Origin of the sequence: Glutamicibacter sp. NPDC087831, from assembly GCF_044742845.1 — a bacterium.
Taxonomy (GTDB): Bacteria; Actinomycetota; Actinomycetes; order Actinomycetales; family Micrococcaceae; genus Glutamicibacter.
Genome location: NZ_JBIUVH010000001.1, coordinates 75,601 through 98,926, shown reverse-complemented (window position 1 = coordinate 98,926; position 23,326 = coordinate 75,601). Strand labels below are relative to the sequence as shown.

The 23,326-nt window shown below is 61.3% G+C and carries 22 protein-coding genes; 11 read left to right on the top strand and 11 right to left on the bottom strand.

Annotated elements, in window-relative coordinates; all coding sequences use genetic code 11:
• Positions 1-29: 29 nt before the first annotated feature.
• The 3 genes from ACIOJF_RS00470 (at position 30) to ACIOJF_RS00460 (ending at position 2,515) form a co-directional block, all read left to right on the top strand.
• Positions 30-524 (top strand): DinB family protein, encoded by a 495-nt coding sequence (locus tag ACIOJF_RS00470; RefSeq protein WP_105656993.1) that lies wholly within the window; start codon positions 30-32, stop codon positions 522-524.
• 30 nt (positions 525-554) lie between these two features.
• Entirely contained in the window at positions 555-1,022 is a 468-nt protein-coding gene (locus ACIOJF_RS00465; protein WP_105656994.1) for an N-acetyltransferase, read from the top strand.
• 308 nt (positions 1,023-1,330) lie between these two features.
• Positions 1,331-2,515, top strand: a complete 1,185-nt coding sequence (locus ACIOJF_RS00460) for a TerC family protein (protein ID WP_105656995.1) — start codon at positions 1,331-1,333, stop codon at positions 2,513-2,515.
• A gap of 73 nt (positions 2,516-2,588) precedes the next feature.
• Here the strand turns inward: ACIOJF_RS00460 and ACIOJF_RS00455 are convergent, their stop codons facing one another.
• A complete protein-coding gene (locus ACIOJF_RS00455) occupies positions 2,589-2,999 on the bottom strand; it encodes a YccF domain-containing protein (protein ID WP_105656996.1) in 411 nt (136 codons plus the stop codon).
• A gap of 126 nt (positions 3,000-3,125) precedes the next feature.
• On the opposite strand from ACIOJF_RS00455, the gene trmB reads away from it, so the two are divergent.
• Both trmB and ACIOJF_RS00445 read left to right on the top strand, forming a co-directional pair.
• Positions 3,126-3,983 (top strand): tRNA (guanosine(46)-N7)-methyltransferase TrmB, encoded by an 858-nt coding sequence (trmB, locus tag ACIOJF_RS00450; protein WP_105656997.1) that lies wholly within the window; start codon positions 3,126-3,128, stop codon positions 3,981-3,983.
• A 50-nt stretch (positions 3,984-4,033) separates the two neighbouring features.
• On the top strand, positions 4,034-4,660 hold the full coding sequence (locus ACIOJF_RS00445; protein ID WP_105657088.1) for a GNAT family N-acetyltransferase: 627 nt from the start codon (positions 4,034-4,036) through the stop codon (positions 4,658-4,660).
• Here ACIOJF_RS00445 and ACIOJF_RS00440 read toward each other — a convergent pair.
• The 4 genes from ACIOJF_RS00440 to dnaK form a co-directional block, all read right to left on the bottom strand.
• A complete protein-coding gene (locus ACIOJF_RS00440; protein ID WP_105656998.1) occupies positions 4,657-5,085 on the bottom strand; it encodes a heat shock protein transcriptional repressor HspR in 429 nt (142 codons plus the stop codon). The two genes, ACIOJF_RS00445 and ACIOJF_RS00440, sit on opposite strands and share 4 nt — an antisense overlap.
• Positions 5,086-5,198: 113 nt before the next feature.
• A complete protein-coding gene (locus ACIOJF_RS00435) occupies positions 5,199-6,173 on the bottom strand; it encodes a DnaJ C-terminal domain-containing protein (RefSeq protein WP_105656999.1) in 975 nt (324 codons plus the stop codon).
• An 85-nt stretch (positions 6,174-6,258) separates the two neighbouring features.
• Positions 6,259-6,840, bottom strand: coding sequence for a nucleotide exchange factor GrpE (locus ACIOJF_RS00430; RefSeq protein ID WP_105657000.1), 582 nt, complete (start codon positions 6,838-6,840; stop codon positions 6,259-6,261).
• Between the two features lie 13 nt (positions 6,841-6,853).
• Positions 6,854-8,707, bottom strand: a complete 1,854-nt coding sequence (gene dnaK / locus ACIOJF_RS00425) for a molecular chaperone DnaK (RefSeq protein ID WP_105657001.1) — start codon at positions 8,705-8,707, stop codon at positions 6,854-6,856.
• 249 nt (positions 8,708-8,956) lie between these two features.
• Here dnaK and ACIOJF_RS00420 point away from each other — a divergent pair, with 249 nt between their 5' ends.
• On the top strand, positions 8,957-9,175 hold the full coding sequence (locus tag ACIOJF_RS00420; RefSeq protein ID WP_105657002.1) for a PLD nuclease N-terminal domain-containing protein: 219 nt from the start codon (positions 8,957-8,959) through the stop codon (positions 9,173-9,175).
• Between the two features lie 82 nt (positions 9,176-9,257).
• Here ACIOJF_RS00420 and ACIOJF_RS00415 read toward each other — a convergent pair whose 3' ends face one another.
• From ACIOJF_RS00415 to ACIOJF_RS00405, 3 genes are all read right to left on the bottom strand, one after another.
• Positions 9,258-9,731: a small multi-drug export protein gene (locus tag ACIOJF_RS00415; protein ID WP_105657003.1), complete on the bottom strand. Its 474-nt coding sequence runs from the start codon at positions 9,729-9,731 to the stop codon at positions 9,258-9,260.
• A gap of 191 nt (positions 9,732-9,922) precedes the next feature.
• Positions 9,923-11,464 (bottom strand): DEAD/DEAH box helicase, encoded by a 1,542-nt coding sequence (locus tag ACIOJF_RS00410; RefSeq protein WP_105657004.1) that lies wholly within the window; start codon positions 11,462-11,464, stop codon positions 9,923-9,925.
• Positions 11,465-11,769: 305 nt separating this feature from the next.
• The gene (locus tag ACIOJF_RS00405; protein ID WP_105657089.1) at positions 11,770-13,911 is read right to left on the bottom strand and encodes an MMPL family transporter; all 2,142 of its coding nucleotides are present in this window, start codon (positions 13,909-13,911) and stop codon (positions 11,770-11,772) included.
• 129 nt (positions 13,912-14,040) lie between these two features.
• On the opposite strand from ACIOJF_RS00405, the gene ACIOJF_RS00400 reads away from it, so the two are divergent.
• From ACIOJF_RS00400 to ACIOJF_RS00385, 4 genes are all read left to right on the top strand, one after another.
• Entirely contained in the window at positions 14,041-14,553 is a 513-nt protein-coding gene (locus tag ACIOJF_RS00400; protein ID WP_105657005.1) for a MarR family winged helix-turn-helix transcriptional regulator, read from the top strand.
• On the top strand, positions 14,550-15,173 hold the full coding sequence (locus ACIOJF_RS00395; protein WP_105657006.1) for a LysE family transporter: 624 nt from the start codon (positions 14,550-14,552) through the stop codon (positions 15,171-15,173). The genes ACIOJF_RS00400 and ACIOJF_RS00395 overlap by 4 nt, the downstream gene beginning before the upstream one ends.
• Positions 15,174-15,312: 139 nt before the next feature.
• On the top strand, positions 15,313-15,822 hold the full coding sequence (locus ACIOJF_RS00390) for a low molecular weight protein-tyrosine-phosphatase (RefSeq protein ID WP_105657007.1): 510 nt from the start codon (positions 15,313-15,315) through the stop codon (positions 15,820-15,822).
• On the top strand, positions 15,809-17,827 hold the full coding sequence (locus ACIOJF_RS00385) for a chorismate-binding protein (RefSeq protein WP_105662529.1): 2,019 nt from the start codon (positions 15,809-15,811) through the stop codon (positions 17,825-17,827). The genes ACIOJF_RS00390 and ACIOJF_RS00385 overlap by 14 nt, the downstream gene beginning before the upstream one ends.
• 1 nt (position 17,828) lies before the next feature.
• Here the strand turns inward: ACIOJF_RS00385 and cls are convergent, their stop codons facing one another.
• On the bottom strand, positions 17,829-19,325 hold the full coding sequence (gene cls / locus ACIOJF_RS00380; RefSeq protein WP_286134130.1) for a cardiolipin synthase: 1,497 nt from the start codon (positions 19,323-19,325) through the stop codon (positions 17,829-17,831).
• A gap of 166 nt (positions 19,326-19,491) precedes the next feature.
• On the opposite strand from cls, the gene ACIOJF_RS00375 reads away from it, so the two are divergent.
• Positions 19,492-20,367, top strand: a complete 876-nt coding sequence (locus ACIOJF_RS00375) for an aminodeoxychorismate lyase (protein WP_105657010.1) — start codon at positions 19,492-19,494, stop codon at positions 20,365-20,367.
• Here the strand turns inward: ACIOJF_RS00375 and ACIOJF_RS00370 are convergent.
• Positions 20,364-22,691, bottom strand: coding sequence for an ATP-binding cassette domain-containing protein (locus ACIOJF_RS00370; RefSeq protein WP_402741078.1), 2,328 nt, complete (start codon positions 22,689-22,691; stop codon positions 20,364-20,366). The two genes, ACIOJF_RS00375 and ACIOJF_RS00370, sit on opposite strands and share 4 nt — an antisense overlap.
• Positions 22,688-23,296, bottom strand: coding sequence for an ECF transporter S component (locus ACIOJF_RS00365; RefSeq protein WP_105657012.1), 609 nt, complete (start codon positions 23,294-23,296; stop codon positions 22,688-22,690). Before ACIOJF_RS00365 ends, ACIOJF_RS00370 begins: the two co-directional genes overlap by 4 nt.
• Positions 23,297-23,326 lie beyond the last annotated feature (30 nt).

Below are 23,326 nucleotides of genomic sequence, written 5' to 3'. Positions count from 1 at the left end.
ACTAACGATTTGCCGACTTAAGATAAGGCATGGTCAACCCGGATTCCAAAGACATTTTTTCACTGACCCACGATGATATGGTCCAAGTTTTCATCGATCAGCACCGGCAGATGCTGCTTTCCTGCACCGGCGGACTGAGTGAAGCCGAAGCCAGATTGAAGTTGGTTGAATCCAAGACCACGCTGCTCGGGCTGGTGAAACATGCGATCTTCGTGGAACGGGTCTGGTTCGGTGAAGCAGCCACCGGCCGGAGCCGTGCAGAGCTGGGCATTGCCTCTTCGCCCAGCAAATCATTCGACTTGGAGGCTTCCGACACCATCGATTCGATTCGGCACGAATATGCCCAAGCCATCGAACTGTCGCATCAAGCAGTCGAAGGCAAAACAGGAGATGACGTCTTCTCAGGCAACCGGCGTGGACCGCTGCCGCTGCGCTGGATCCAGCTGCATATGCTGCGTGAACTGGCACAGCATTGCGGACACGCAGATATCCTGCGTGAACAAATCCTGGCCGCGCGGAAATAGCGTGCCGCCCTCAACCGGTAGACTCCGGGCATGCCATTAGAACTCCACCCGCTTCCCGCTGAAGAATTCCATTCGTGGATGGCACGAAGTACCGCCGAGTACGTATCGGACCTTGTTGCCGCTGGCAGTTCCCAGCACAAGGCGCAGGAAGATGCAGACCGGGCCATGACCCGGGCCTTTCCCACCGGATTGCCAAGTTGCACCAATGCGGTATTCACCCTGGAGCATGGCATTTTCGGCGATGTGGGCTATGTCTGGATCGGCCACGACACCTCAGGCGATCCGGCTTCATGGTGGGTTTGGGACATAGTTGTCGACCCCGGGCACCGCGGCAAGGGGTTCGGACGCCAGGCCATGAATTTGGCCGAAGAATACGCCCGTGCCCACGGCGCACGTACCCTGGGGCTGAATGTGTTCGGATTCAACCAGAGCGCTCGCGGCCTCTATGAATCGCTTGGATATGAAACCACCAGCATCAAGATGCGCAAGTCGCTCTAGCAGCGCCTAGTTCCTGCCCCTAGCCCACGTTGCTCCAAGCGAAGTGCATTCTTCGAATTGCTATTGACGCCTACCCAACTGCACAAAGACAAAGTACATTACAGATCATCATGACATCCACGGACCAAGATTTTTCCAGAAGCACCGCATCGGGATAAGCTGGTAGAACGTAAGGGAGTATTCATAATCGTTGAATCCGTCAATACGCAGGACTTCATGGTCCTGCCGGGTTTTGCGGCCAGCCCCGGGGTCGGTGAAGAGACTTACTCAGATGCGTTCGCGCGCTACTTACGAAAGCAGGAATCCCTATGGGAGTTTCCCCTATGATTTGGGGCATCACGATTGTCGTGATTCTCGCCCTTCTGGCCTTCGACTATTTTTTCCACATCCGCAAGGCCCATGTTCCATCGCTGCGTGAAGCAGCGATCTGGTCCAGCATCTATGTTGGCTTGGCCCTCGTTTTCGGTGTGCTGGTGCTGGTCTTCGGCGGAATCGACATGGGTGCCGAGTACTTTGCCGGCTACATTACCGAGAAGGCCCTGTCGGTCGACAACCTGTTCGTCTTCCTGATTATCATCGCCAGCTTCCGCGTACCCCGCGAAGACCAGCAGAAAGTCCTGCTCTTCGGCATCGTCTTCTCGCTGATCGCACGTACCGCCTTCATCTTTGTCGGCGCGGCGCTGATCAACCAGTTCGCTTGGGTCTTCTACCTGTTCGGCCTGATCCTGCTGTTGACCGCAGGCAACCTGCTGAAGAAGGATGACGAATCCGATGAGGCCAACAACTTCATCATCCGGATCGCCAAGAAGCTATTCCACACTACCGACAACTATGACGGCGACAAGCTGTTCACCAAGATCGATGGCAAGAAGGTCCTGACTCCGATGCTGCTGGTCATGGTGGCCATCGGCGGTACCGATATTCTCTTCGCTCTGGATTCCATCCCTGCGATCTTCGGACTCACCCAGAACGTCTACATCGTGTTCACGGCTACCGCCTTCTCGCTCATGGGACTGCGCCAGCTCTACTTCCTGCTCGACGGATTGCTGGACCGCTTGATCTACCTGTCCTACGGGTTGGCAGCAATCCTGGCATTCATCGGCGTGAAGCTGATCCTGCATGCACTGCACGAGAACAACTTGCCATTCATCAATGATGGTGAGCACGTGATGGTCATTGAAATCAGCACCGGCCTGTCGCTGAGCGTCATTATCGGCGTCCTGGTGCTGACAATTCTCGCTTCGCTGTTCAGCAAGGCAGGCAAGGCCCAGACTGCCATCGGCAACCTGCGCCGCCATGCCAACAGCTACAACGACCTGAGCTACACCTCGGACGCGGTCGAACGCGAACGCATCTACCGCGCCTTGGTGGAGGAAGAAGCGTATGTGAAAACCATGGAAAAGAAGTACCGCGACAAGGCCAAGGACGTGGACAAGATCCGTGTCGAGGTCGCCGAAGCGCACCGCCAGCACGATGAGTACCTCAAGAGCTGATCAGGTTCGTACATAAAGCGAATGGCTGCCAACCCCATCAAGGGTTGGCAGCCATTCGCTGTCTTGGCGCAGCCTAGCGGCGAACACCGCCGATGAAATAGTCCGAAGGCACAATGACCTTGCCCAGAGGCATCAGGGAAACCGGGATCATCTTCAAGTTTGCGATCCCCAGCGGGATGCCGATAATCGAAATGAACATCGGGATCGCGGTTACCACGTGCCCAACGGCAATCCAGATACCAGCAAAAATGATCCAGATGATGTTGCCGAGGGTGGAGAACGCGCCTACCGGGCCGTTGTCGACCACGGTGCGGCCAAACGGCCACAGCGCATAGCCGGCAATGCGGAACGAGGCGATGCCGAATGGAATGGTCACGATCAGCACGCAGCAGATGATGCCTGCCAACACGTAGCCCAAGGCCAGCCACAGGCCGCCGAAAAGCAGCCAAATAATGTTGAGAATACCGCGCACTAAATCAGTCATGGTTATATTCTCTGTCTTTTGCCTGTTTTACTCCATCGGGGATCCCCCCGATTTTCTTCTAGGGGTGTCCAATCCCCTACCGTTCGGCAAGCATCGAAGCAGCTTGCTCGGATAGGATTAATCATCATGAGCGAATCGAGCGAGCAGCAGCGCCCAGCCCACGGCACTGCCCCTAGGAACCCAGACCTTTTCCGTGCCGAGCCGGTATCCTTCGTGCGCCGCGGCAACCGCCTGCAGGGCCGCCGTGCCAGCGCCTGGGAGCGCAATGCCGATCAGTACGTCATTGAGCCGCCCCGCAAGATCGCCGACACTTCGGTTGCCGATGACTTCCAGCTCGATCCTGCCGAGGCTTTCGGACGCACCGCACCGCTGATCGTGGAGATCGGCACCGGCCTGGGCGAATGCATCGCCAACGCCGCCAAGGATGATCCCGAGCGCAACTACCTCGCCGTTGAGGTCTACCGTCCGGGCCTGGCCCAGCTGATGCTGAAGGTCGAGTCTTTCGGCATCGCCAACGTCCGCGCAGTGCAGGCCAATGCCCCAGAGGTTCTGGATGTCATGCTGGACGAGAACAGCGCCGATGAGATCTGGATCTTCTTCTCAGATCCATGGCACAAGCCGCGCCACCATAAGCGTCGCCTGATCAAGGCCTCGTTCCTGGACAAGGTCTCCCGCGTGCTCAAGCCGGGAGGCACCCTGCGCTTGGCCACCGACTGGTCCAACTACGCCGAGCAAATGCGCGAAGTCCTCGAAGCCCATCCGGACTTCGAAAACCAGCATCATGGCAATCTGTCCGGCACTGAGAGCAACCTGACCAAGGTGCGCCGCGAGGGCATGGAAGGCTTCGACCCCGAGCCAGAATTCACCGATGCCCAGGGTGGCTGGGCCCCGCGTTTCGAGCGCCGGATCCTGACCAGCTTCGAAGGCAAGGCGCTCAAGGCTGGTCGTCTGGTCTTCGATCTGGCGTACACCCGCATCGGCTAGTCGCCGAAATAAAGCATTGAAGAGGCCATGGAATCCATAGGATGGATTCCATGGCCTCTTCTTCTGCGCAAAGTCTGCACTACGCCCAAGCTCCGAGAATGGACTATGCCGGGGTGCGGCTAGAACAATTGTCAATGGACCACGCCCCGGATCTGATCCAGCTCGCAGCCAACGGCCAGTTGGATGAAGCGTGGTTTGCCACCACTCCATCGGCCGAATCCATGCGCTTGGATATCCAGCGCCGCTTGGCATTGCAGGAAACTGGCGAGATGGCTCCCTTTGCGATCATCGACCTGTCCACCGGCAAAGCGGTGGGGGCCACGACTTACTTGAATATCGACGCGGCAAATCACCGCGTGGAAATCGGCTCAACGTTCCTGGCCATGCCAGCCCAAGGCACCGGGATCAATCCAGCTGCCAAGTTCATGCTGCTGCGCCGGGCTTTCGAGGAACTGGATTGCTATTCAGTGGCTTTCTGCACGCACTGGCACAATGCCGCTTCACGCGCCGCGATTGCACGGCTCGGCGCCAAGCAGGATGGCGTGCTGCGCAATCACAAATATGATCCAAAGAGCGGCACCCTGCGCGATACGGTGATGTTCTCAATACTCCCGCACGAATGGCCTGCCGTGCGCACCCAATTGGAAGCGCGCTTGGCCCGGCACGGACGGATCTAGCGTCCGATAGCGCGGCGCGCGGTAAACAGCGTCACGGTCGGTTCACGGCGTTCAGGGCGCATGCCCCTAGCCAACGAAACGATGTCGCCTCCAGCGGTGCCCGCAGCGAAGATGCGAGATTGGCCCTGGCGTACGGCGGAAAGTTCTTGGCGAAGCCCATTGACTTCGGTTTGCAGATAGGCGACTTGATCTTGCAGGTCCAGGATACGCTTGATGCCCTCGAGCGAGACGCCTTCCTTGCTCAGGGCCTGCACCTGGCGCAACAGTGATACGTCGCGCTGCGAGTAGCGGCGTTGCTTTCCGCTCTGGCGGCTGGGCGAAACCAAACCAATGCGGTCATACTGGCGCAGCGTCTGCGGATGCATGTCTGCAAGTTGCGCGGCGACGGAAATGACGAAGACAGGTCGCAGGTACTCCCCGTTCACGTTGCTTCTACCACCTTTCTGCAAGGACCTTGGATTCGGTCCCTATTGCCTTCGAGTCTATCTTCCCTGCCCAGCCAATTCGATGACGGGGCAGGGAAGACAGCCTATTGGGTTCAGAGCTTGGCTTTGGCAGCCAAATCCACTCGTGGATCCTCGCCCTCGGTGGCTGATGCGAAGTCCTCCACGGCCTTCTTTGCAGCATCCGAGAGGTTCTGCGGAATCGCGACATCCAGGACGATCAGCAGATCGCCGGTGGCCTTGGAGGTCTTCACGCCGCGGCCCTTCAGACGCAAGGTGCGCCCGGAGTTGGATCCAGCGGGAACCTTCACCGCAACGGAATCCCCGTCCAGGGTCGGTACGTGGATCTTTGCTCCAAGCACCGCTTCAGCGAAGGTCACCGGCACGTGGATGCGGATGTTGTTCTCTTCGCGCTTGAAGAACGGGTGCTCGCTGACCTTGACCTTGACCAGCAGGTCGCCGTTGCCGGCAGCACCAGGCTGGCCCTTGCCGCGCACGCGCACCGACTGGCCATCCTTGATGCCCGCCGGTATGCGCACGTCAATGACCTCGCCATTCTGCTCGCGCAGGCCAATGGTGGTGCCCTTAATTGATCCGGAGAAGGAAATCGTGGTGCTCGCCGTGCGGTCAGCACCCTTGCGCGGTGGTGCGCTCTGGCCGAAGCCGCCGCCACCGAAACCGCCGCCACCACCGAAGAGGTCGGAGAAGTCCGGCTGTCCGCCGCGGCCACGTGGGCCCGCTCCGCCGCCTCCGAAGAGGTTGGAGAAGATGTCCTCGAAGCCGGCTTGCCCGCCGGGGCCGCCCGGTCCGCCACCAGCAGAGAATCGCGCTCCGCCGCCCATGGCGCGGATCGCGTCGTACTGCTCGCGCTCTTCCTTGTCCGAAAGCACCGAGTTGGCTTCGGAGATGTCCTTGAATTTCTTTTCAGCGGCCGCATCACCCTGGTTGGTATCCGGGTGGTACTTGCGCGCAAGCTTGCGGTACGCCTTCTTGATGTCCGCCTCGCTGGCGTCCTTGGAGACGCCCAGAATGGCGTAAAAGTCTTTTTCGATCCAGTCCTGACTTGCCATCAGGGCCCCATCCTTTCAGTGCCAATTCGACACTGCCCACTGTCGAAGACTCGGCAGTGGGCAGTATCGATTGTGCTATTCGTGGCTATTCGCCGGTTGCTACCAGCACCTGAGCTGCACGCAGGATGATGGTTCCCTTGCGGTAACCGGTGCGCAGCACCTGTCCCACGTGGTCGGCTGGAATCTCGTCAACAGCCTGGCGAAGCAGGGCTTCGTGGATGTTCGGGTCGAACTCCACGCCGGCCTCGTTGATGCGCTCCAGGCCATGCTGAGCCAGAATTCCATCCAGCTTGTTGGCGATCGATGCGAACGGGCCGTCGGCGAGGTCGCCGTGGGCTCGTGCCGCATCGATGTCGTCAAGCACCGGAAGCAGGGTGTTGAGCACGGACTGCACGGCGTTTTCACGCGCTACGGCCCGGTCGCGTTCCACGCGCTTGCGGTAGTTGACGTATTCGGCCTGCAGGCGCAGCAGGTCGTTGCGCAGTTCGGTTTCCACCGCACCGGCCTCTTCCGGCTGCGCCGAATCGGCTTCAGCGCCAGCAGCAGCTTCGTTCAGGATCGCCTCGGCCTGACCCAGGGCGTCAGCGGTTGGCTGCTCGTTGGCGGCCTCTGGCTGGTTCTCCGGCTCCTGGCCGGAGTTCTCGTTCTGGTCCTTTGCCTCGGACATATTCCTAAACTCCTTACTTCTTGTCGGCTTCGTCTTCGTCGATGACCTCGGCGTCGACGATGTCTTCATCAGCGTTCGGTGCCTGCTCGCCCTCAGGAGCCTGGGCGCCCTCGGCCTGCGCGTTGGCGTAGATTGCCTCGCCCAGCTTGGTCTGCGATGCCTGCAGCTTCTCGAACGCGGCCTTGACCTCGTCGTCGTTGTCCTGCTTCTCCAGCGCAGCCTTCAGGGCGTCGACGTCAGCCTGGACCTCGGTCTTGACCTCTTCAGGCAGCTTGTCTTCGTTGTCCTTGATCAGCTTGTCTACGGAGTAGGCAGCCTGCTCAGCGGCGTTACGGGTCTCAGCGGCCTCGCGGCGTGCCTTGTCTTCTTCGGCGTGTGCTTCAGCTTCCTGGACCATGCGCTCGATGTCTTCCTTGGACAGCGAGGAACCACCGGTGATGGTCATCGACTGCTCGGTGCCGGTGCCCTTGTCCTTGGCGGATACGTGCACGATGCCGTTGGCGTCGATGTCGAAGGTGACCTCAACCTGCGGGATGCCGCGAGGAGCCGGTGCGATACCGGTCAGCTCGAATGTGCCCAGCGCCTTGTTGTCGCGGGTGAACTCGCGCTCGCCCTGGAAGACCTGGATGGATACCGAAGGCTGGTTGTCCTCGGCGGTGGTAAAGGTCTCCGAACGCTTGGTCGGGATCGCGGTGTTGCGCTCGATCAGCTTGGTCATCACGCCGCCCTTGGTCTCAATACCCAGGGACAGTGGGGTGACGTCGATGAGCAGAACGTCCTTGCGCTCGCCCTTCAGCACGCCTGCCTGCAGCGCTGCGCCCACGGCGACAACCTCATCTGGGTTCACGCCCTTGTTCGCTTCCTTGCCGGCCAGGTCCTTGACCAGTTCGGCAACGGCTGGCATGCGGGTGGAACCGCCAACCAGGATCACGTGGGCGATGTCCGAAACCTTGACGCCTGCCTCGGCGATGACGTCGTTGAATGGCTTGCGGGTGCGCTCCAGCAGGTCCTTGGTCAGGTCCTGGAACTTGGCACGCGAGAGGTGCTCGTCCAGGTGCACTGGGCCTTCCGGGGTCACCGAGAGGTACTGCAGCGAGATGTTGGTGCTGGTAGCCGAGGACAGTTCCTTCTTGGCCTGCTCAGCAGATTCCTTCAGGCGCTGCAGCGCGATCTTGTCCTTGGACAGGTCCGCGCCCTTGGCCTTGGCCTGGGCCAGCAGCCAATCCACGATGCGCTGATCCCAGTCGTCGCCGCCCAGGCGGTTATCGCCTGCGGTGGAGCGGACCTGGATGGTCGAGAAGCCGTCGTCGTCCTTGCCGACTTCCAGCAGGGAAACGTCGAAGGTGCCGCCACCGAGGTCGAAGACCAGGATGAGCTCGTCTTCCTGGCCCTTTTCCAGGCCGTAAGCCAGCGCAGCTGCGGTTGGCTCGTTGACGATGCGCAGGACGTTCAGGCCGGCGATCTCGCCAGCTTCCTTGGTGGCCTGGCGCTCTGCGTCGTTGAAGTATGCAGGAACGGTGATCACCGCGTCGGTGACCTTCTCGCCCAGGTACGACTCAGCGTCGTTCTTCAGCTTCATCAGGGTACGAGCCGAGATTTCCTGAGCAGTGTACTTCTTCTCGTCAACGTCAATGGTCCAGTCGGTACCCATGTGACGCTTGACCGATGCGATGGTGCGGTCGATGTTGTTGACGGCCTGGCGCTTGGCGATATCGCCAACCAGGACTTCGCCGCTCTTCGAGAAAGCAACGATCGACGGGGTAGTGCGGTTGCCTTCCGCGTTTGCGATAACGGTTGGCTCACCACCTTCGAGCACGGAAACTACGGAGTTGGTGGTTCCTAGGTCGATACCTACGGCACGCGACATAATGGCTCTCCTTTGCCTTGGTTGAAAGTACTAACGCTGAGGACATTTATCCTCATTGAGCGTTCTGCACTCAAGTTTACTCAGCCGCTTTCGACTGTCAAATCAACTTGAGCGAAGGCGACTCAACTTTGCGTTCTGCTCATTTCAACTGCCGTGGTGAGAGAATAATTCCCGTCCTGAAATAATTTTTCATTCATCCGCTTTCAACGCTTCCAGCGGGCGGGAAAAGCGGCAGCTAGGAGCCACCTCATGGAAACGAAGCGCAAGTTCCAGGATCTGCCACCGGGCGGAAAGATCGCGGTCGCCTCTGCGGCAATTGCCGAGCTGACCTTGATGGTTGCGGCACTGCGGGATTTGTACAAGCGCCCTGCAGAACAAGTCAAGGGTCCAAAGCCGGCATGGGCAGCGGCCAGCATGATCAATTTCCTTGGCCCCATCGCCTATTTTGCTTTTGGACGCCGCAAGTAATCCCTTGGCATTCCATAGCCACTGGAAAACAAGCCGTCCTCGGTCATTCGAGGACGGCTTGTTCGCTTTCAGCGAGTTCGGGTTAGCCCATCAGGCTAATTCCCCGGGCAGCCAGAACGCCAAACGCGGTGCCCCACAAGATAATCGAGATGATCTGCCAGATGATCACCTTCTGCTTATTGGCGCCGAAGGAGACCAAGGCAGCCGAGGTCACCTGCGAAGGCAGGATGGTCTGCCCCAGAAGGCTCACCCCGGCAATGCCGTATTTATCGAAAGCTCGGCGCAGCTTCTCGAACTTGCGTTCCTTCTTCTCCGAGTCCTTGCCCTTGCGAACCTTGTTCCGCACGGCGTGGGCGCTGTTGACGAACAACAGCATGGAAATCACGTTGCCGATCACGGCGGTGGCGATGGCAGCAACCACCGGAACACCGATGACCACGCCAATGGCCGAACCAAAGTAGGACTCGATCAGCGGAATGGCAGCTAGCAAGGCAACCGCCAAGAATTGCAGTGGCTCCGGGAAGGACGCGGCGAAATTCTGCAGGGATTCAATCATGGCTGGTGCTCCTGAAGCGGTGAAGGTTAATCGGCAGCTCGTTGCTTCAATCCTATGTATCGCCTAGTCGAAACGTGATCAATCAGCGGAGCTAAACTTTTGACGCGCAATTTCCCGGGTTTAACGCAAAACTCCCCCGCATCCATTGGGATGGATGCGAGGGAGTACTCCGCAAGGATTAGTGCCAGCGCCTAGTTGCCACGACCAGCTGGGCTCGATGCGCGACGCGGGCCACGCGAACGGCCACCGGTTGCACCGCCAGCGGCATTGCGGCCGCCGGTTCGCGGTGAGCGCGAAGGGCTCGACGGGCGTTCAGCGTTGGCACCTCGTGCGCCGCGGGCTGGACGGTCGGAGTTCGCACCGCGGGCGCTGCGCGCTGGACGCTCGCCCTGGCTAGCGCCGTCACGTTCCGTACGGCGGCGTTCGCCGCCACGGCCCTGGGCTTCGGCAGCTGGCTTGGCGCCACGCGCCGGGCGCTGGCCGCGGCCACCGCGGCCGGCACCTTCACCGGCAGGCTTGCTCTTGGCAGGATTGCGCTTCTGCTGAACCGGAGCAACGTAGGCAACCGGCTCGGCAACTTCGCCGACGACCTTGGCCACAACCGGAGAATTCAGGTTGACCTTTTCGAAAGGCACCTTCAGTCCGGCCTGCTTCAGCAAAGTCGAAACGTCGCCCTGCTGATCAGGGGTGCAGATGGTCACTACAGTTCCATCCGAACCCGCACGTGCGGTACGGCCGGAGCGGTGGGTGTAGGCCTTGTGCTCTGCTGGTGGATCAACGTGGACAACCAGCTCCACACCATCAACGTGCACGCCACGAGCGGCTACGTCGGTGGCGACAAGAACCTTCGCCTCGCCTGAAGCAAAAGCCGCAAGGTTGCGGTCACGGGCATTCTGCGAGAGGTTACCGTGCAGGTCTACCGCCGGAACGCCAGCCTTGGACAGGGTGAGCGCCATCTTCTTGGCGTGGTGCTTGGTGCGCATGAACATGATGCGACGGGCAGTGCCCTGGGCCAGAACGCGGATCAGGTCCTTCTTATCATCGTTGCCGATGACGAAGACGTGGTGCTCCATGGTGTTCACAGCGGCCTTGGGTGCATCCACCGAGTGAATGGTCGGGTTGCTCAGGTAGCGCTTGACCACCTTGTCCACACCGTTGTCCAAGGTAGCGGAGAACAGCATGTGCTGGATGCCGGTTGGCATGCGGTCCATGATGCGGCGAACTACAGGCAGGAAGCCCATGTCGGCCATGTGGTCGGCTTCATCCAGCACGGAGATTTCCAGCTGGGACAGGTCCACGACCTTCTGCTTGATCAGGTCATCCAGGCGGCCCGGGCAGGCGATGACAATGTCCACGCCCTCGTTCATGGCCTTTTCCTGGCGGCTCTGGGCCACGCCACCGTAGATCACGGTGGTACGCAGGCCTGCGGCCTTTGCCAGCGGGTCAACGGTCTTGGCAATCTGGGTCGCCAGTTCACGGGTTGGAGCCATGATCAGCGCGCGTGGGAAACGGGCCTTGCGACGCTGTGGGCGATCTGCCAGCCGAGCTACCAGGGGCAGCGAGAAGGCCAAAGTCTTGCCGGAGCCGGTCTGGCCGCGGCCCAGGACGTCGCCGCCGGCCAAGGTCGACGGCAAGGTGGCTTCCTGGATCGGGAAAGCGGCTTCGATCCCGCTGGCAACAAGGACTTTCGACAGGTATTCGGGCACGCCGAGGGCGCTAAAAGTTACGGACATATTCAAACTTTCTCTCTGATTCGCACGCCTGCTTCAGGCGTTGGGTTTCGCCGAGCCAGGAGGAAGTCCGCAACATGCAAGGCCAAGGAAGGCCTGCTGCCAAAAGTGGACCGGCGGAGGTTTTCCGGGCGATTCACAGGAGGGAAATCTAAACTGTCGACGCATGCGCCACAGAATTTTCCGGTGACGCACAAGTATCCATACTACAGTGCGAAAGCGGGGCCCGTCTGTGAGCGGCCCCGCTTTGCACTGCCGCCCCGGGAGACGTTCACCACTAGGGCTCCCGGGACAGGCCGCCGCGCTGCCTAGTTCAGCTCGAATTCCTTCTTCGCCAATTTCGAGGGCCACCAGACCTTTGGTCCGATTTCTTCGACCAGCGCCGGCACCAGCAGGCTTCGCACGACGAAGGTATCCAAGAGCACCCCGAAGGCCACGATGAAGCCCAACTGGCCCAGGAACATGATTGGCACCACACCCAGTGCGGCGAAGGTAGCGGCAAGCACCACGCCGGCGGAGGTAATCACGCCGCCGGTGACCTTCAAGCCCACCCGCATGCCCTCACGGGTTCCGCGCTTCAAGGATTCCTCGCGCACACGGGTCATCAAGAAGATGTTGTAGTCAACGCCCAGCGCCACCAGGAAGACAAAGCCGAACAGCGGTACGGATGGATCGGCACCCACGTAGCCGAAGACATTGTTGAAGACCAGCGCACTGACACCCATCGCCGTACCGTAGGACAGCACGGTGGTCAGGATCAGCAGCACCGGAGCCAGAATGGAACGCAGCAGCAGCATCAAGATCAGCAAGATGGCCAGGAGGGTAATCGGAATGATCTTGAACAGATCCGCGATGGCCGTCTCGTTGGTATCGAGCTGGGTCGCAGTGGTGCCGCCGACCAGCGCGTCGGCGTCGACCGCATGCAGCTGCTCGCGCAGCTCGACCACGGTCTGCTTGGCGGCATCCGAGTCGGCCGCATCGGCCAGCGTCACCGACATCAGGTTGCGGCCTTCGACGCTCATTGGCTCGGCCCCGCGGGCGGCCATGGCCGGTCCGCCGTCTTCAGCCTGCAAGTAGGCCGAATCCACGCCGGTGACATCAAGGGCCTTTTCCAGGGCCGTCTGCGCTTCGGCTTCATCGACAATCACCGTGGCCGGGGATCCCGAGCCGCCAGGGAAGTGCTCGCCCAGGGCGATCTGCCCGTCACGCGACTCCGAACCGCCTACCACCAGCTCGCTCTGCGGCACGCCATGGGCCTTGAGCTGGGTCATGCCCAGCGCTCCCACGGCGAGCACCAGAGCGGTGATGATCCAGATCGGGCGCGGATGGCTGGCAACGAACCGCGCAATGCGGCCCCACAGGCCTTCCTTCTCCTGGCCTTGGGCGTCCACGGCCACCGGCTTGGGCGGGAAGGGCCAGTAAGCGGCCCGTCCCAGCAAGCCGAGCACCGCCGGCAGGAACGTCAACGCGGCAACGATCGAGAAGATGATGCCCGAGGCGCCAATGGGTCCCAGTGCCTTATTGGAGTTCAGATCGGAGAACAGCAGGCACAGCAGGCCCACCGTCACGGTGCCGCCCGAAGCGACAATCGGTTCCAGCGAGCCTTTCCATGCGGAAGCCACGGCCTGCCACTTGTCCTGCCCGGCCATGAGCGCTTCCTTGTGCCTGGCCACGAACAGCAGCGAGTAGTCGGTAGCCGCGCCGATGACCAGGATGGACAAGATGCCCTGGGCCTGGCCGTCGAGCCGGATCCAGCCTTCGGATGCCATGAAGTACACCGCGACAATTGCCGCGCACAGCGCGACGACCGAGGTGAGCAGCACCGTGAAGGGAAGCAGGATCGAACGGTAGACCAGCAGCAGGATCACCAGCACAGCTGCCAGGGCCACGCCCAGCAGCACGCCGTCGATGCCGCCGAAGGCCTCGACCAGGTCGGCGCTGAAGCCTGCCGGCCCGGTGACGTAGGCGGTGGTGCCCTCGGGCTTCTCGGCGGCCAGGAGCGCCCGCAGCTCTTCGACTCCGGTATCGGCCTCCACCTCGCCGGAGACCGGAACGATGAATTCAGCGGCCTTGCCGTCCTCGGAGAGGAAGGGCCCGGTGATCTGCCCGTCCAGATGCGTGAAGTCCTTCAGCGCCTCGCCGACCCCTCCAGCAGTTTCCTTGCTGACCTCGCCATCGCTGGTGAGCAGGACCACCGCTGGGATTGCTTCGGTGGAGCGGAATTTGTTCTGCCATTCCAGGGCTTCGGTTGCTTCGGCGGTGGCCGGGAGGAAGGAGGTCTGGTCGTTGGTCTGGACCTCGGAAAGCTTGCCGAAGGTCGGGCCGCCGATTCCGGCTACACCCAGCCAGAGGATGATCAGCAGGGCGTAGATTCCTGCCCTGATGCCGATACCCTTCTTGTCCAATCGCTTCTTGCCCGATGGCTGGTCGGTTTTCGCTACATGCGCCACTGATCCGTCCTCACTCGTGATTGCTGGCGGTGGATCAAAGGGCGATCCGAATGCCATACTACAAGACTTACTTCCATCGTAGAAATACTTCCCAGGCTATTAAATGCTTTTCCGACTAGGATTGCGCCTATGAGCGCAAGAGAACAGCACAATTTGGTCATGCTCCTGCAGGAATTCGGCCAAGCCTCGGACCGCTACGTTGAGTCCACCGGAGCACTTTACGCAACGCACCGCACGGATATGAATGCGCTGTCAATCATCATGAAATACGAGCAGCGCAGCCTTCTGCCTTCCCCGCGCGACCTGAGCCGCGACCTGCAACTGAGTTCTCCGGCTACCACCGCCATGCTCGACCGCCTGGAAAAACTGGGAATGATCGAGCGCCAGCGCTCGGACCGGGATCGCCGTGTCATCCGCATCGCCATGACACCCAAAGCCCGCGGCAAGGGCATGGAAATGTTCATGCCGCTAGGTGCCAAAATGCGGGAAGTGATCAGCCACTACGACGAGCAGCAGCTGCAGGTCATAGCCCGCTTCATGGCAGAAGCCGTCGCCGGCGTGGACAGCGCGCGCGAAGAAGTCGTAACACAGCGAGCAACGAAACCAGCCAAGAGCGCGACGGACACTAGCCTTAAGCAGTGACCCTTTCACTCTGGATATCCCTTCTCAGCGCCTGCATCGTCATCAGCTTCACCCCCGGGGCCGGAGCCATCAATACGATGAGCAATTCGATGCGCCAAGGCTGGCGCGCTTCCATTTGGGGCGTGCTCGGGCAGCAGATCGCCTTGCTGATCCACGTGGTGATCGTTGCCGCCGGAGTCGGGCTGCTCGTGGCCAGCTCGCCGTTGCTATTCGCCATCATCCGCTACGCAGGCGCTGCCTATCTGGTGTACCTCGGTATCCGCATGCTGCTCTCCAAGCCGGAGGTCGCCTCCGACGGAACTAGCACCGGGCATCGCCTGACCCGCTGGTCCATGCTCAACCGGGGCATCCTGGTCAACCTGCTCAATCCGAAGGCCATCGTCTTCTTCCTGGCTTTCACCCCGCAGTTCATCCGCACTGATCAGCCGCTCCTGGCGCAATATGCCATCTTCATCGGCACGGTCATCGTGGTGGACATTGCGGTGATGTTCTTCTTCTTTGCCGGCACGGCCCGCACCTTCCAGCGCTTCACCGCTACTTACCGCGGCGCCAAGTTGCTGAACGTCCTCTTCGGCGTACTGTTCATCCTGGTCGCCGCGCTCCTGCTGCTCATGCACTAGCATTTTCGCCCCGCTCTTGCCGTAGAACTCCTAGCCGTGAACCGATTCCCGGGCCAATTTCCGAATCGTTGCCGATTTGTTGCCGGGAAACGGGCGCGTAGCTATCGATCGAATCGCCTTGTGCCCATAGACTGATGCCATGTTCCGGATAATGATCGTGTGCACGGGAAATATTTGCCGTTCGCCTATGGCCGAGTACATGCTCAAGAATGCGCTCAAGGATGCCGAGGTCTCGCAGGTCGAGGTCATATCGCGAGCCATCACCGACGGTGAAGTCGGGAAGCGCATCGATGAGCGTGCTGCCAGTACTCTGCGCAGCCATGGACTTGATGCATCCGAGCACATTGCTGCCCAGATCGACTCGGACGAAATCGCCAAGATGGATCTCGTACTGGCGATGGACACCGACCACTTCGAGGAACTCGTTCCCGAATTGGCCGAAATCGATCCGAGCGAACGTCCGCAACTGCGGATGTTCCGTTCCTTTGATCCGGGAACCGCGAGCTCCCCGCACGACCAGCAGGGCATCTATGACCCCTGGTACGGTGATGCCGGAGACTTCCGCGAGACCTGGAAACTCATTTCTGCTTCCCTGCCTGCCCTTGTAGATTACGTGCGGAGTAACATCGCCTCTCGTGGAAACCGCTAGACCAACGCTGATTGCCATTGACGGGCGTTCCGGATCCGGCAAAAGCACCTTTGCAACAGACCTAGCGAAATACCTGGAAGCCACCGCCTCCATAGCTATTTTGCGCCTCGAAGAGCTCTACCACGGTTGGGACGGGCTGCACCTGTCCTTCGATCTCTACCACCGGATCCTGCCTCAGCTCGCAGCAGGCAACACGATCACCTACCCCACCTGGGACTGGGCCGCGGGTGCCCTTGGCGCATCCAAGAACTTCACTCCGGCCGAGGTAGTGATCATCGAAGGCGTAGGAGCGATCCATTCCGACGCCCGAGAGTTCCTCGATATCGGGATCTGGCTGGAAGCACCCGAAAGCTTCCGCCGCGATCGGGCGCTGGCACGCGATGGACAGGCCTACCGTCCGTACTGGCAGATGTGGGCCGAACAAGAGGAACGGTACCTGCTGGCCCATCAGCCGCACGCCGCAGCAACCCTGCTCATTGATGCCGCTGGCGACCACGACCCCATCGATATCTGGGCGCGTTCCTGCCGCTACCTGCCGGCCATGATGCGCCAGCTTTGCCTCCGCTCCGACCAGTCCCCCATTGCCCCAGCCTTCCGCCAGAGCTACGAGGCGCCAGCCGATACGGCGTCACTCTTCGAGGAACTGGCCCGGTCCCTTCCGCATGCCGCACTACTGGAATCAACAAGCCATAAGCTCAGCGACCCGTTGGGACGCAACCGCTATTCGTTGATCGCGCTTTCGGCGGCAGAACAGCCCCCGGTACTGAGCGCCACCAGCCACGGCACCACCGTCAGCTTGCCCGGAGCGCAAGTACGGCTGGGCGAGGATTTCTTCTGCGCGCTGGCAGGCCTCTGGCCTGCCGGAACCACCGCTAAAGCCGGCTACCCGCTGCCGGCATGGGTGGGGTACCTCGGTTATGAGCTCAAGCGCGAGCTCGGCGCCGCGGATCTGCAGGCAGTGGTTGAACCCGGGCGGGTGCGCCCCGATGCCCAGTTCTTTGCGCCGGATACCGTGGTGGTCATTGACCATCAAGAAGGCCAGATGCATCTGCACAGCATTAGCGAACCGGCAGCAGCGCTGAGCATCCTGTTGGGCAATCCTCCAGAACTGCGCGCCCACCACCCGTTGCCTATCCCGCAGTTCAGCTGCGCGGATACCGAAGCCGGTTACAAGCAGAAGATACGCCAGGCCCAACGCGAGATCTATGAAGGCAACACCTACGAAGTTTGCCTGACTACCGAACTGACGGCCCATGCCGAACTGTTCGATCCGTTCGAGGCCTACTGCCGGATGCGCCGCTCCAGCCCTGCACCGTTTGCCCACTACCTGCGTTTCACTGATCTGCAAATCGCCAGCATTTCACCGGAACGGTTCCTCGCGCTGTCCAAGGACGGGCAGTTGCGGGCCGAGCCGATCAAGGGCACCCGGCCGCGTGGCGAAAATGAAGAATCAGATCTCGCGTTGAAGCATGATCTGGCCACCCATCCCAAGGACCGGGCCGAGAACATCATGATCGTTGACCTGTTGCGCAACGACCTGTCGCACCATGCGGTTCCCGGGTCGGTGAAGGTTGCCCGGCTGTGCGCGGTGGAAACCTACGCGACAGTGCACCAGATGGTCTCCACCATCGACGCCACGCTATCCTCCCCGCAGCTGGCCGCCGAAGCCCTGCGCGAAGCTTTCCCGCCGGGCTCCATGACCGGTGCACCGAAGCTGTCCACGATGAGCATCTTGGATGAGCTCGAAGAGCACCGTGCCCGCGGCCTGTACTCCGGGGCCGTGGGGTATCTGGGTGCTGATGGTGCCGCCGATTTCTCCGTGGTGATCCGAACCCTGGTGTGCGACCGGCTAGCTGACCAGTCATGGCGGTTGAGCCTGGGCCTTGGCGGGGCAATCACCGCTGATTCGGTGCCCGCTGAAGAGTGGGACGAGGTCATCACCAAATCCCGTGGCGTGCTTCAAGCGCTGGGCGCCAGCTTCCCGCAAGACACTCAAGCCAACTGAATTATTGCAAGGTGGCCGTCAAGCGAGCCACGTTGTCGATCCAGCGTTGCATGCGAGGACGGCGGCGCCACTGCGAGAGGGTGATTTCCGAGGAAATCCCGCGGTAGTGGTTCTGCACCTGATTAACCGCATCGACCATTTCCTTGCCCAGCAGCATCACGGAAATTTCCATGTTCAGGCTGAATGAGCGCATGTCCATATTCGAGGATCCCACCACGGCCACGTCGTTATCCACGGTGAAGCACTTGGTATGCAGCACCATCGGTGCCGGGTAGCGGTGAATGCGCACGCCGGCTTCCAGCAGCTGCTGGTAGTAGGACTGCTGCGCGTGGTGCACCAGGAACTGGTCGCCCTCTTCGCAAACATACAATTCCACTTCTACTCCGCGCTGGGCGGCAGTGGTGATGGCATAGAGCAGCGAATCGTCGGGAACGAAGTAGGGGCTGGTGATTTCCAGGCGTTCGGAGGCAGAATAGATCAGCGTATTGAACAGCCTGAGGTTGTTCTCGGTACCGTATCCGGGGCCGCTGGGCAGCAGCTGCGCCAGGGTGGAACCGGGACGTTCCTCATAGGCCAGCGGGTGGCGGGCCTCGGCCATGTCCATCAGCACTTCCTGGTCGTCGTCCTCCTGCCACCAGTCGGTAGCGAAAGTGACGTCGAGGCTGCGCACCAGCGGACCTTCGACCCGGAGCATCATTTCAACCCATTCGCGGCCCACCTTATGCGAGGACTCGCGCTTGTAGCCGGGTTCAATCAGGTTCTGGCTTCCGGTGAAGGCCACCTCGCCATCAACAACGAGGATCTTGCGGTGGTTGCGCAGATCCGGGCGGCGCCAACGACGGCCAATCAGGTCGATGGGCAGCATCGGGCGCCAGTTGATACCGGATTTCTTCAGCCGCTTCTTGAAATCCTTGTAGCCCTTGACGCGCAAGGTTCCCAGGTGGTCGAAGAGCAACCGGACGTGCACGCCGCGCTCCGCGGCCGCTTCCAGCGCATCGAGTACCGGTCCAACATAATCCGGGTCATCGCCCATGATGTAGAACTGGATGTGCACATAGCGGGTGGCGTTATCGATTTCCTTGCGCATGGCATCGAGCGAAGCCCGGTAATCGGAAATGACCTCTACCTGGTTGCCGCCTTCCAGCGGCATGGCACCAAGATTGCGGTTGAGCATGACTGCCGATTCGACCCATTCCTCCTGGGAATGGAATTCTTCGGGCAGCTGCATGTGGCTCGTGGCCTTCATGATTTCATCGTGCGCACGCCGCTGCTTTTCCAAGCGGCGGCGCGACAGGTGCGGATTGGCGAAAAGCCAGTATGCGACAAGTCCCACAACGGGCAGGAAGAAGATAGCCAATAGCCATGCCATGGCGGTGGTGGGGCGCCGGTTGCCCGGAACGATGCCGATCATGAAGTAGCGAACCGCTAGCTCTATTGCGACCAGCACGCTCCAGAGAACGCCGCCAATCTGCAAGAAGACTTCATTACTTGGCCACACTCGGGCACCCCCTTGGCTACACCCCGCGAATTCGGCATTATCGGCCTCTGATCTGCGATGTACAGGCCAAAATCCTTCGCTTAGCTTATCGAACATTGCCGGACTTGTCTGAATCTCCGCCTGCAGAAATCGCGCAGAAGACACTGGGGTTCGATAATCTGTCTTTATGAGCTCACTTGTATTCTTGGATCCGGCCTATCCGGCTGGTCGTCTTGCAGACATCACTGCACCGCAACTTCTGGTCACAGCACAGGGAGTCACGCGAGGTGATGGCATCTTTGAATCGATGCTCTACACCAACCAGGCCGTACGCAAATTCGAAGCGCACCTGGCACGCTTGGCGACCTCGGCTGAAGTTGCCGACTTGGCCATTCCCGATGCGCGCAGCTGGTTTGCCGCGGTAGATACCGCTGTGGCCGATTTCGATGCCACCGGCGGCGCTGAAGAAGCGGTGGTCAAGCTGGTCGCCGCGCGCGGCGAGCACGACAATGATCCTGCCATTTGCTGGGTCACCGTGACCCCTGCCCCGGCTTTGGGCAGGGAACAGCGTGAAACCGGTGTGGATGTCCTGATGCTGGATCGCGGCTACGACTCGAAGCTGGCCGAACGTGCGCCATGGCTCATGATGGGCGCCAAGACCCTTTCCTATTCGATCAACATGGCCGCCCTGCGCTACGCGCACAAGCACGGCGCCCATGATGTCATTTTCACCTCCGCCGACGGGATCATCCTGGAAGCTCCGACCTCGACCGTGCTGGTAGCCCAGCGCGATGGCGAGACCAAGCGGCTGCTGACCCCGATGCTTGAAACCGGCATCCTGCCAGGCACCACGCAAAGCGCCATTTTCGACGCTGCGGCCCAGGATGGCTGGGAGCTGGGCTACGGCCCGTTGCGCCCGGAAGACCTGTATCAGGCCGATGGCGTGTGGCTGGTTTCCTCCATCCGCCTGCTGACCCCGGTGCGCACCATCGATGCCAAGCCGTTGCGCCTGGACGCTGAGCTCCATGAAGAGCTCAGCGCCCTGAGCGAAGCAATCCGCTAGGACCACACCAAGTTGTAGGTCCCTGCCAGCACGGCCGCAGCCATTGCGGCCGTGCCAAACAGGATCCCCGTGGCCAGCACCATGCCATCACGCCAGGTGAAGGTGGCCGTGCGAATCCATGTGCGCTTGGCCGTGCCGAACCCCTTGGCCTCCATCGTGGTGGCCAACCGTCCGGCGCGGCGAATCGCTTGCACCAGCAAGGCCAGCACCTGACCCAGGGTTGCCTTGATGCGTTGGCCCACGGTGCCGAAGTTCCCGACACCGCGAGCGCGCCGGGCCAGCGTGAGCGTGGTGAATTCTTCCACCATCAACCCGAGCAATCGCATGCCGGCCAAGGCCCCGAGCACAAACCGGTGGGGTACCTTCAGCTGCTGAGACAGCGCCCCGCCCAAATCGCTTGGATTCGTGGTGGCCAGCAGCAAGATGCACGGGATGGCCAGCGCGAAAGCGCGCAGTCCGGTGGCAATGCCCCCGGCCACCGATCCCTCGGTGATGCTGAAGGCGCCGAATTGGGCGTAGACCATGCCGCTATCCTGGCCCACCAAGGCGATGCCCCACGCCGCAAGGATTCCGGCAATCAGCAGTGGCCACGCGCGCTTGAGGAATTTCAGCGGGCTCAGCCCTGCCAGGGGGAAGAACACCACGGTCGCCACGATCACCACCAGCGCCGAAACCCAATCCAAGGTGGTGATCAACGGCAGTGTTGCCGCAGCCACCGCACCGAGCTTGGCCAGCGGATTGATCTTCGCCAACCAGCTATGCCCTACCGGCGCATCAAGCACCGGCCCCTGTCGCGGGATACCAGCTTCCGGGGTGCCGGCAGTGAGCACCAGGTCCCTTGCTTTGAGCACCGAGGCAAAGTGATCGTCGTGGGTCACAGCAATGATCGCGGTGCCCTGCTGCAATTCCTCAACCAGCAGCCCGGCCAGTTCCCTCCACGTGTTCGCATCCTGCCCGAAGGTCGGTTCGTCGAGGATCAGCACCTGGGGGGATGCGGCCAGAACAGTGGCCACGGACAAGCGCCGCTTCTCGCCCCCGGAGAGGGTGAACGGGTTCGCGTCAGCCAAATGCGCCAGGCCCAAGCGTTCCAGCAACGCGTCCACGCGCGCTTGGACCTGGGCCGGCTCGTATTTCGGCGCATCGGCGCTGCTGGCCTGCGCGCGGCTGGGAGCGAAAGCCAGCTCTTCCCGAACGCTCTGGGTCACGAATTGGTGTTCGGGTTCCTGGAACACCGAACCGATCCGCCCAATCAATGCACCGGCCTTCCAGGCAAACGGGGAGTTGCCCAGACCGTCGGCCAGTTGCGCGGTGGCCGCCAAGCCGCCGTCGGCCGGGACGAGCAATCCGCCCAAGGTCAAGGCCAGCGTCGACTTTCCAGCGCCATTCTCGCCGCGAATCACCGTCGCGGTGCCCGCTTGCACATTCACGTCCACCGCTTGGGTGCGCGGTGCCGTGGCGGTGCGGGCGGATACCAGCTGCTGCGCTTCCAGCAGCGTGGCACCGGCACCGTTCGTTGCCCGGGCCACCTGCGGGAAGTAGCCTGGAATCCACAGCCCGGCAGTAGCCAGCTCCTCGCGCACCGTTTCATCGGTGTACAGCTGCTGCGGGTCCAGATCGTGCGCGACTCCCCCTCCGGGCTGCAGCACGATAACCCGGTCCACATGCTGCGCCCAGGCTTCAATCCGGTGTTCCACGACGACCAGCGTGGCACCGGAAAGCCGGGCGGCGTTCAGCACCGCATCGCGCAAGAGCTCAATGCTCTGCGGGTCCACATTGGCAGTCGGTTCATCGAGCAGCATGACGCTGGGTTCCATGGCCAGAATGCCGGCCAAGGCCAACCGCTGTTTCTGTCCGCCGGAAAGTTGCTGGGTGCGGTGCTCGAAGGACAGCGCACCCAGACCCACAGCGTCCAGCACTTCGGGGATCCGCTGGCGGATCAGTTCGGGATCCATTCCGAGGTTCTCGGCGCCAAAGGCCACGTCATCGGCGACCCTGCTTTGCACTACCTGGGTTTCCGGGTCTTGCTGCATCAAGCCCACCGGGTGGCTCCGGATGAAGGCATCGCTGCCATCTATGAGCAGCCGGCCAGCGACCTGATCGTCCTCATCCGCTTCCAGCAACCCGGCCATCGCGTGCAGCAAGGTTGACTTGCCGGCGCCCGATGGACCGACCAGCAGCACCTTCTCACCGGCGTGGATCACAAGGTCCAGTCCCGAGATGGCAGGATTCTTCCTCTCGGAGTGCTGCCAGCCGAACCCCGTTGCGGTGATGGCGGCACCGCGCTGTGTCAGCGAGGCTGCGCCGGAATTGGCAAAGGAACTCATTTTGCGCTTTCCAGGTGCGCACGCCGGCTCGGCAGGGCGCTCAATGCACCGGTCTTCGCCAGTCCACGCGTGGCCAACCAGGACAGCAGCCCTGCGACGACTACGCCGGAAATGCCGGTGGCGATCACGTGGAAGATCTTCATTCCGGCGGTGTACTCAACGTAGTAGGCCAGGATGTAGGCCTCGGAAATGCCGGCGAACAAGCCGGCGAACAAGCCTGCCAGCAGCGCCACGCCCAGGTTCCACTTGCGGTAGCGGAATGCTGCGAAGACCAGCTCTGCACCCAGGCCCTGGACCAGGCCGGAGATCAGTACGGTCAAGCCGTAGTGCGAGCCGAGCAGCGCTTCAACCACAGCGGCCAGCAGCTCGCAGTAGATTGCGGCGCCTGGCTTGCGGATGATCAGTGCGCCGAGCACCGCCGGGAAGAGCCACATGCCGGTGAGCAACGCGGTGGCTGGCGGGAAAGCCGCAAAGGCGAGCGAGAACAGGCCATAGCCGGCACTCCACGCCCAGAAAATGACCCCTGAAGCGACGGCGATCACCGAGGCGACGACGATATCAACTACACGCCAGCCGGTCCGCTGCTTCGAAACTGTTTCGTTCATTGCTGGTCCTCCTGTGGAAAGGAGGGGAGA

Excerpts from the sequence above, each read along its gene's own strand:
- ACIOJF_RS00370 (WP_402741078.1), bottom strand. The coding sequence starts at position 22,691 with ATGAGTTCCTTTGCCAATTCCGGCGCAGCCTCGCTGACACAGCGCGGT.
- ACIOJF_RS00455 (WP_105656996.1), bottom strand. The coding sequence starts at position 2,999 with ATGACTGATTTAGTGCGCGGTATTCTCAACATTATTTGGCTGCTTTTC.
- ACIOJF_RS00375 (WP_105657010.1), top strand. The coding sequence starts at position 19,492 with ATGAGCTCACTTGTATTCTTGGATCCGGCCTATCCGGCTGGTCGTCTT.
- ACIOJF_RS00420 (WP_105657002.1), top strand. The coding sequence starts at position 8,957 with ATGGAAACGAAGCGCAAGTTCCAGGATCTGCCACCGGGCGGAAAGATC.
- ACIOJF_RS00410 (WP_105657004.1), bottom strand. The coding sequence starts at position 11,464 with ATGTCCGTAACTTTTAGCGCCCTCGGCGTGCCCGAATACCTGTCGAAA.
- ACIOJF_RS00435 (WP_105656999.1), bottom strand. The coding sequence starts at position 6,173 with ATGGCAAGTCAGGACTGGATCGAAAAAGACTTTTACGCCATTCTGGGC.
- ACIOJF_RS00415 (WP_105657003.1), bottom strand. The coding sequence starts at position 9,731 with ATGATTGAATCCCTGCAGAATTTCGCCGCGTCCTTCCCGGAGCCACTG.
- ACIOJF_RS00390 (WP_105657007.1), top strand. The coding sequence starts at position 15,313 with ATGTTCCGGATAATGATCGTGTGCACGGGAAATATTTGCCGTTCGCCT.
- ACIOJF_RS00445 (WP_105657088.1), top strand. The coding sequence starts at position 4,034 with ATGGCCTCTTCTTCTGCGCAAAGTCTGCACTACGCCCAAGCTCCGAGA.
- ACIOJF_RS00460 (WP_105656995.1), top strand. The coding sequence starts at position 1,331 with ATGGGAGTTTCCCCTATGATTTGGGGCATCACGATTGTCGTGATTCTC.
- ACIOJF_RS00400 (WP_105657005.1), top strand. The coding sequence starts at position 14,041 with ATGAGCGCAAGAGAACAGCACAATTTGGTCATGCTCCTGCAGGAATTC.
- ACIOJF_RS00470 (WP_105656993.1), top strand. The coding sequence starts at position 30 with ATGGTCAACCCGGATTCCAAAGACATTTTTTCACTGACCCACGATGAT.
- ACIOJF_RS00465 (WP_105656994.1), top strand. The coding sequence starts at position 555 with ATGCCATTAGAACTCCACCCGCTTCCCGCTGAAGAATTCCATTCGTGG.
- ACIOJF_RS00365 (WP_105657012.1), bottom strand. The coding sequence starts at position 23,296 with ATGAACGAAACAGTTTCGAAGCAGCGGACCGGCTGGCGTGTAGTTGAT.
- trmB (WP_105656997.1), top strand. The coding sequence starts at position 3,126 with ATGAGCGAATCGAGCGAGCAGCAGCGCCCAGCCCACGGCACTGCCCCT.
- ACIOJF_RS00430 (WP_105657000.1), bottom strand. The coding sequence starts at position 6,840 with ATGTCCGAGGCAAAGGACCAGAACGAGAACTCCGGCCAGGAGCCGGAG.
- dnaK (WP_105657001.1), bottom strand. The coding sequence starts at position 8,707 with ATGTCGCGTGCCGTAGGTATCGACCTAGGAACCACCAACTCCGTAGTT.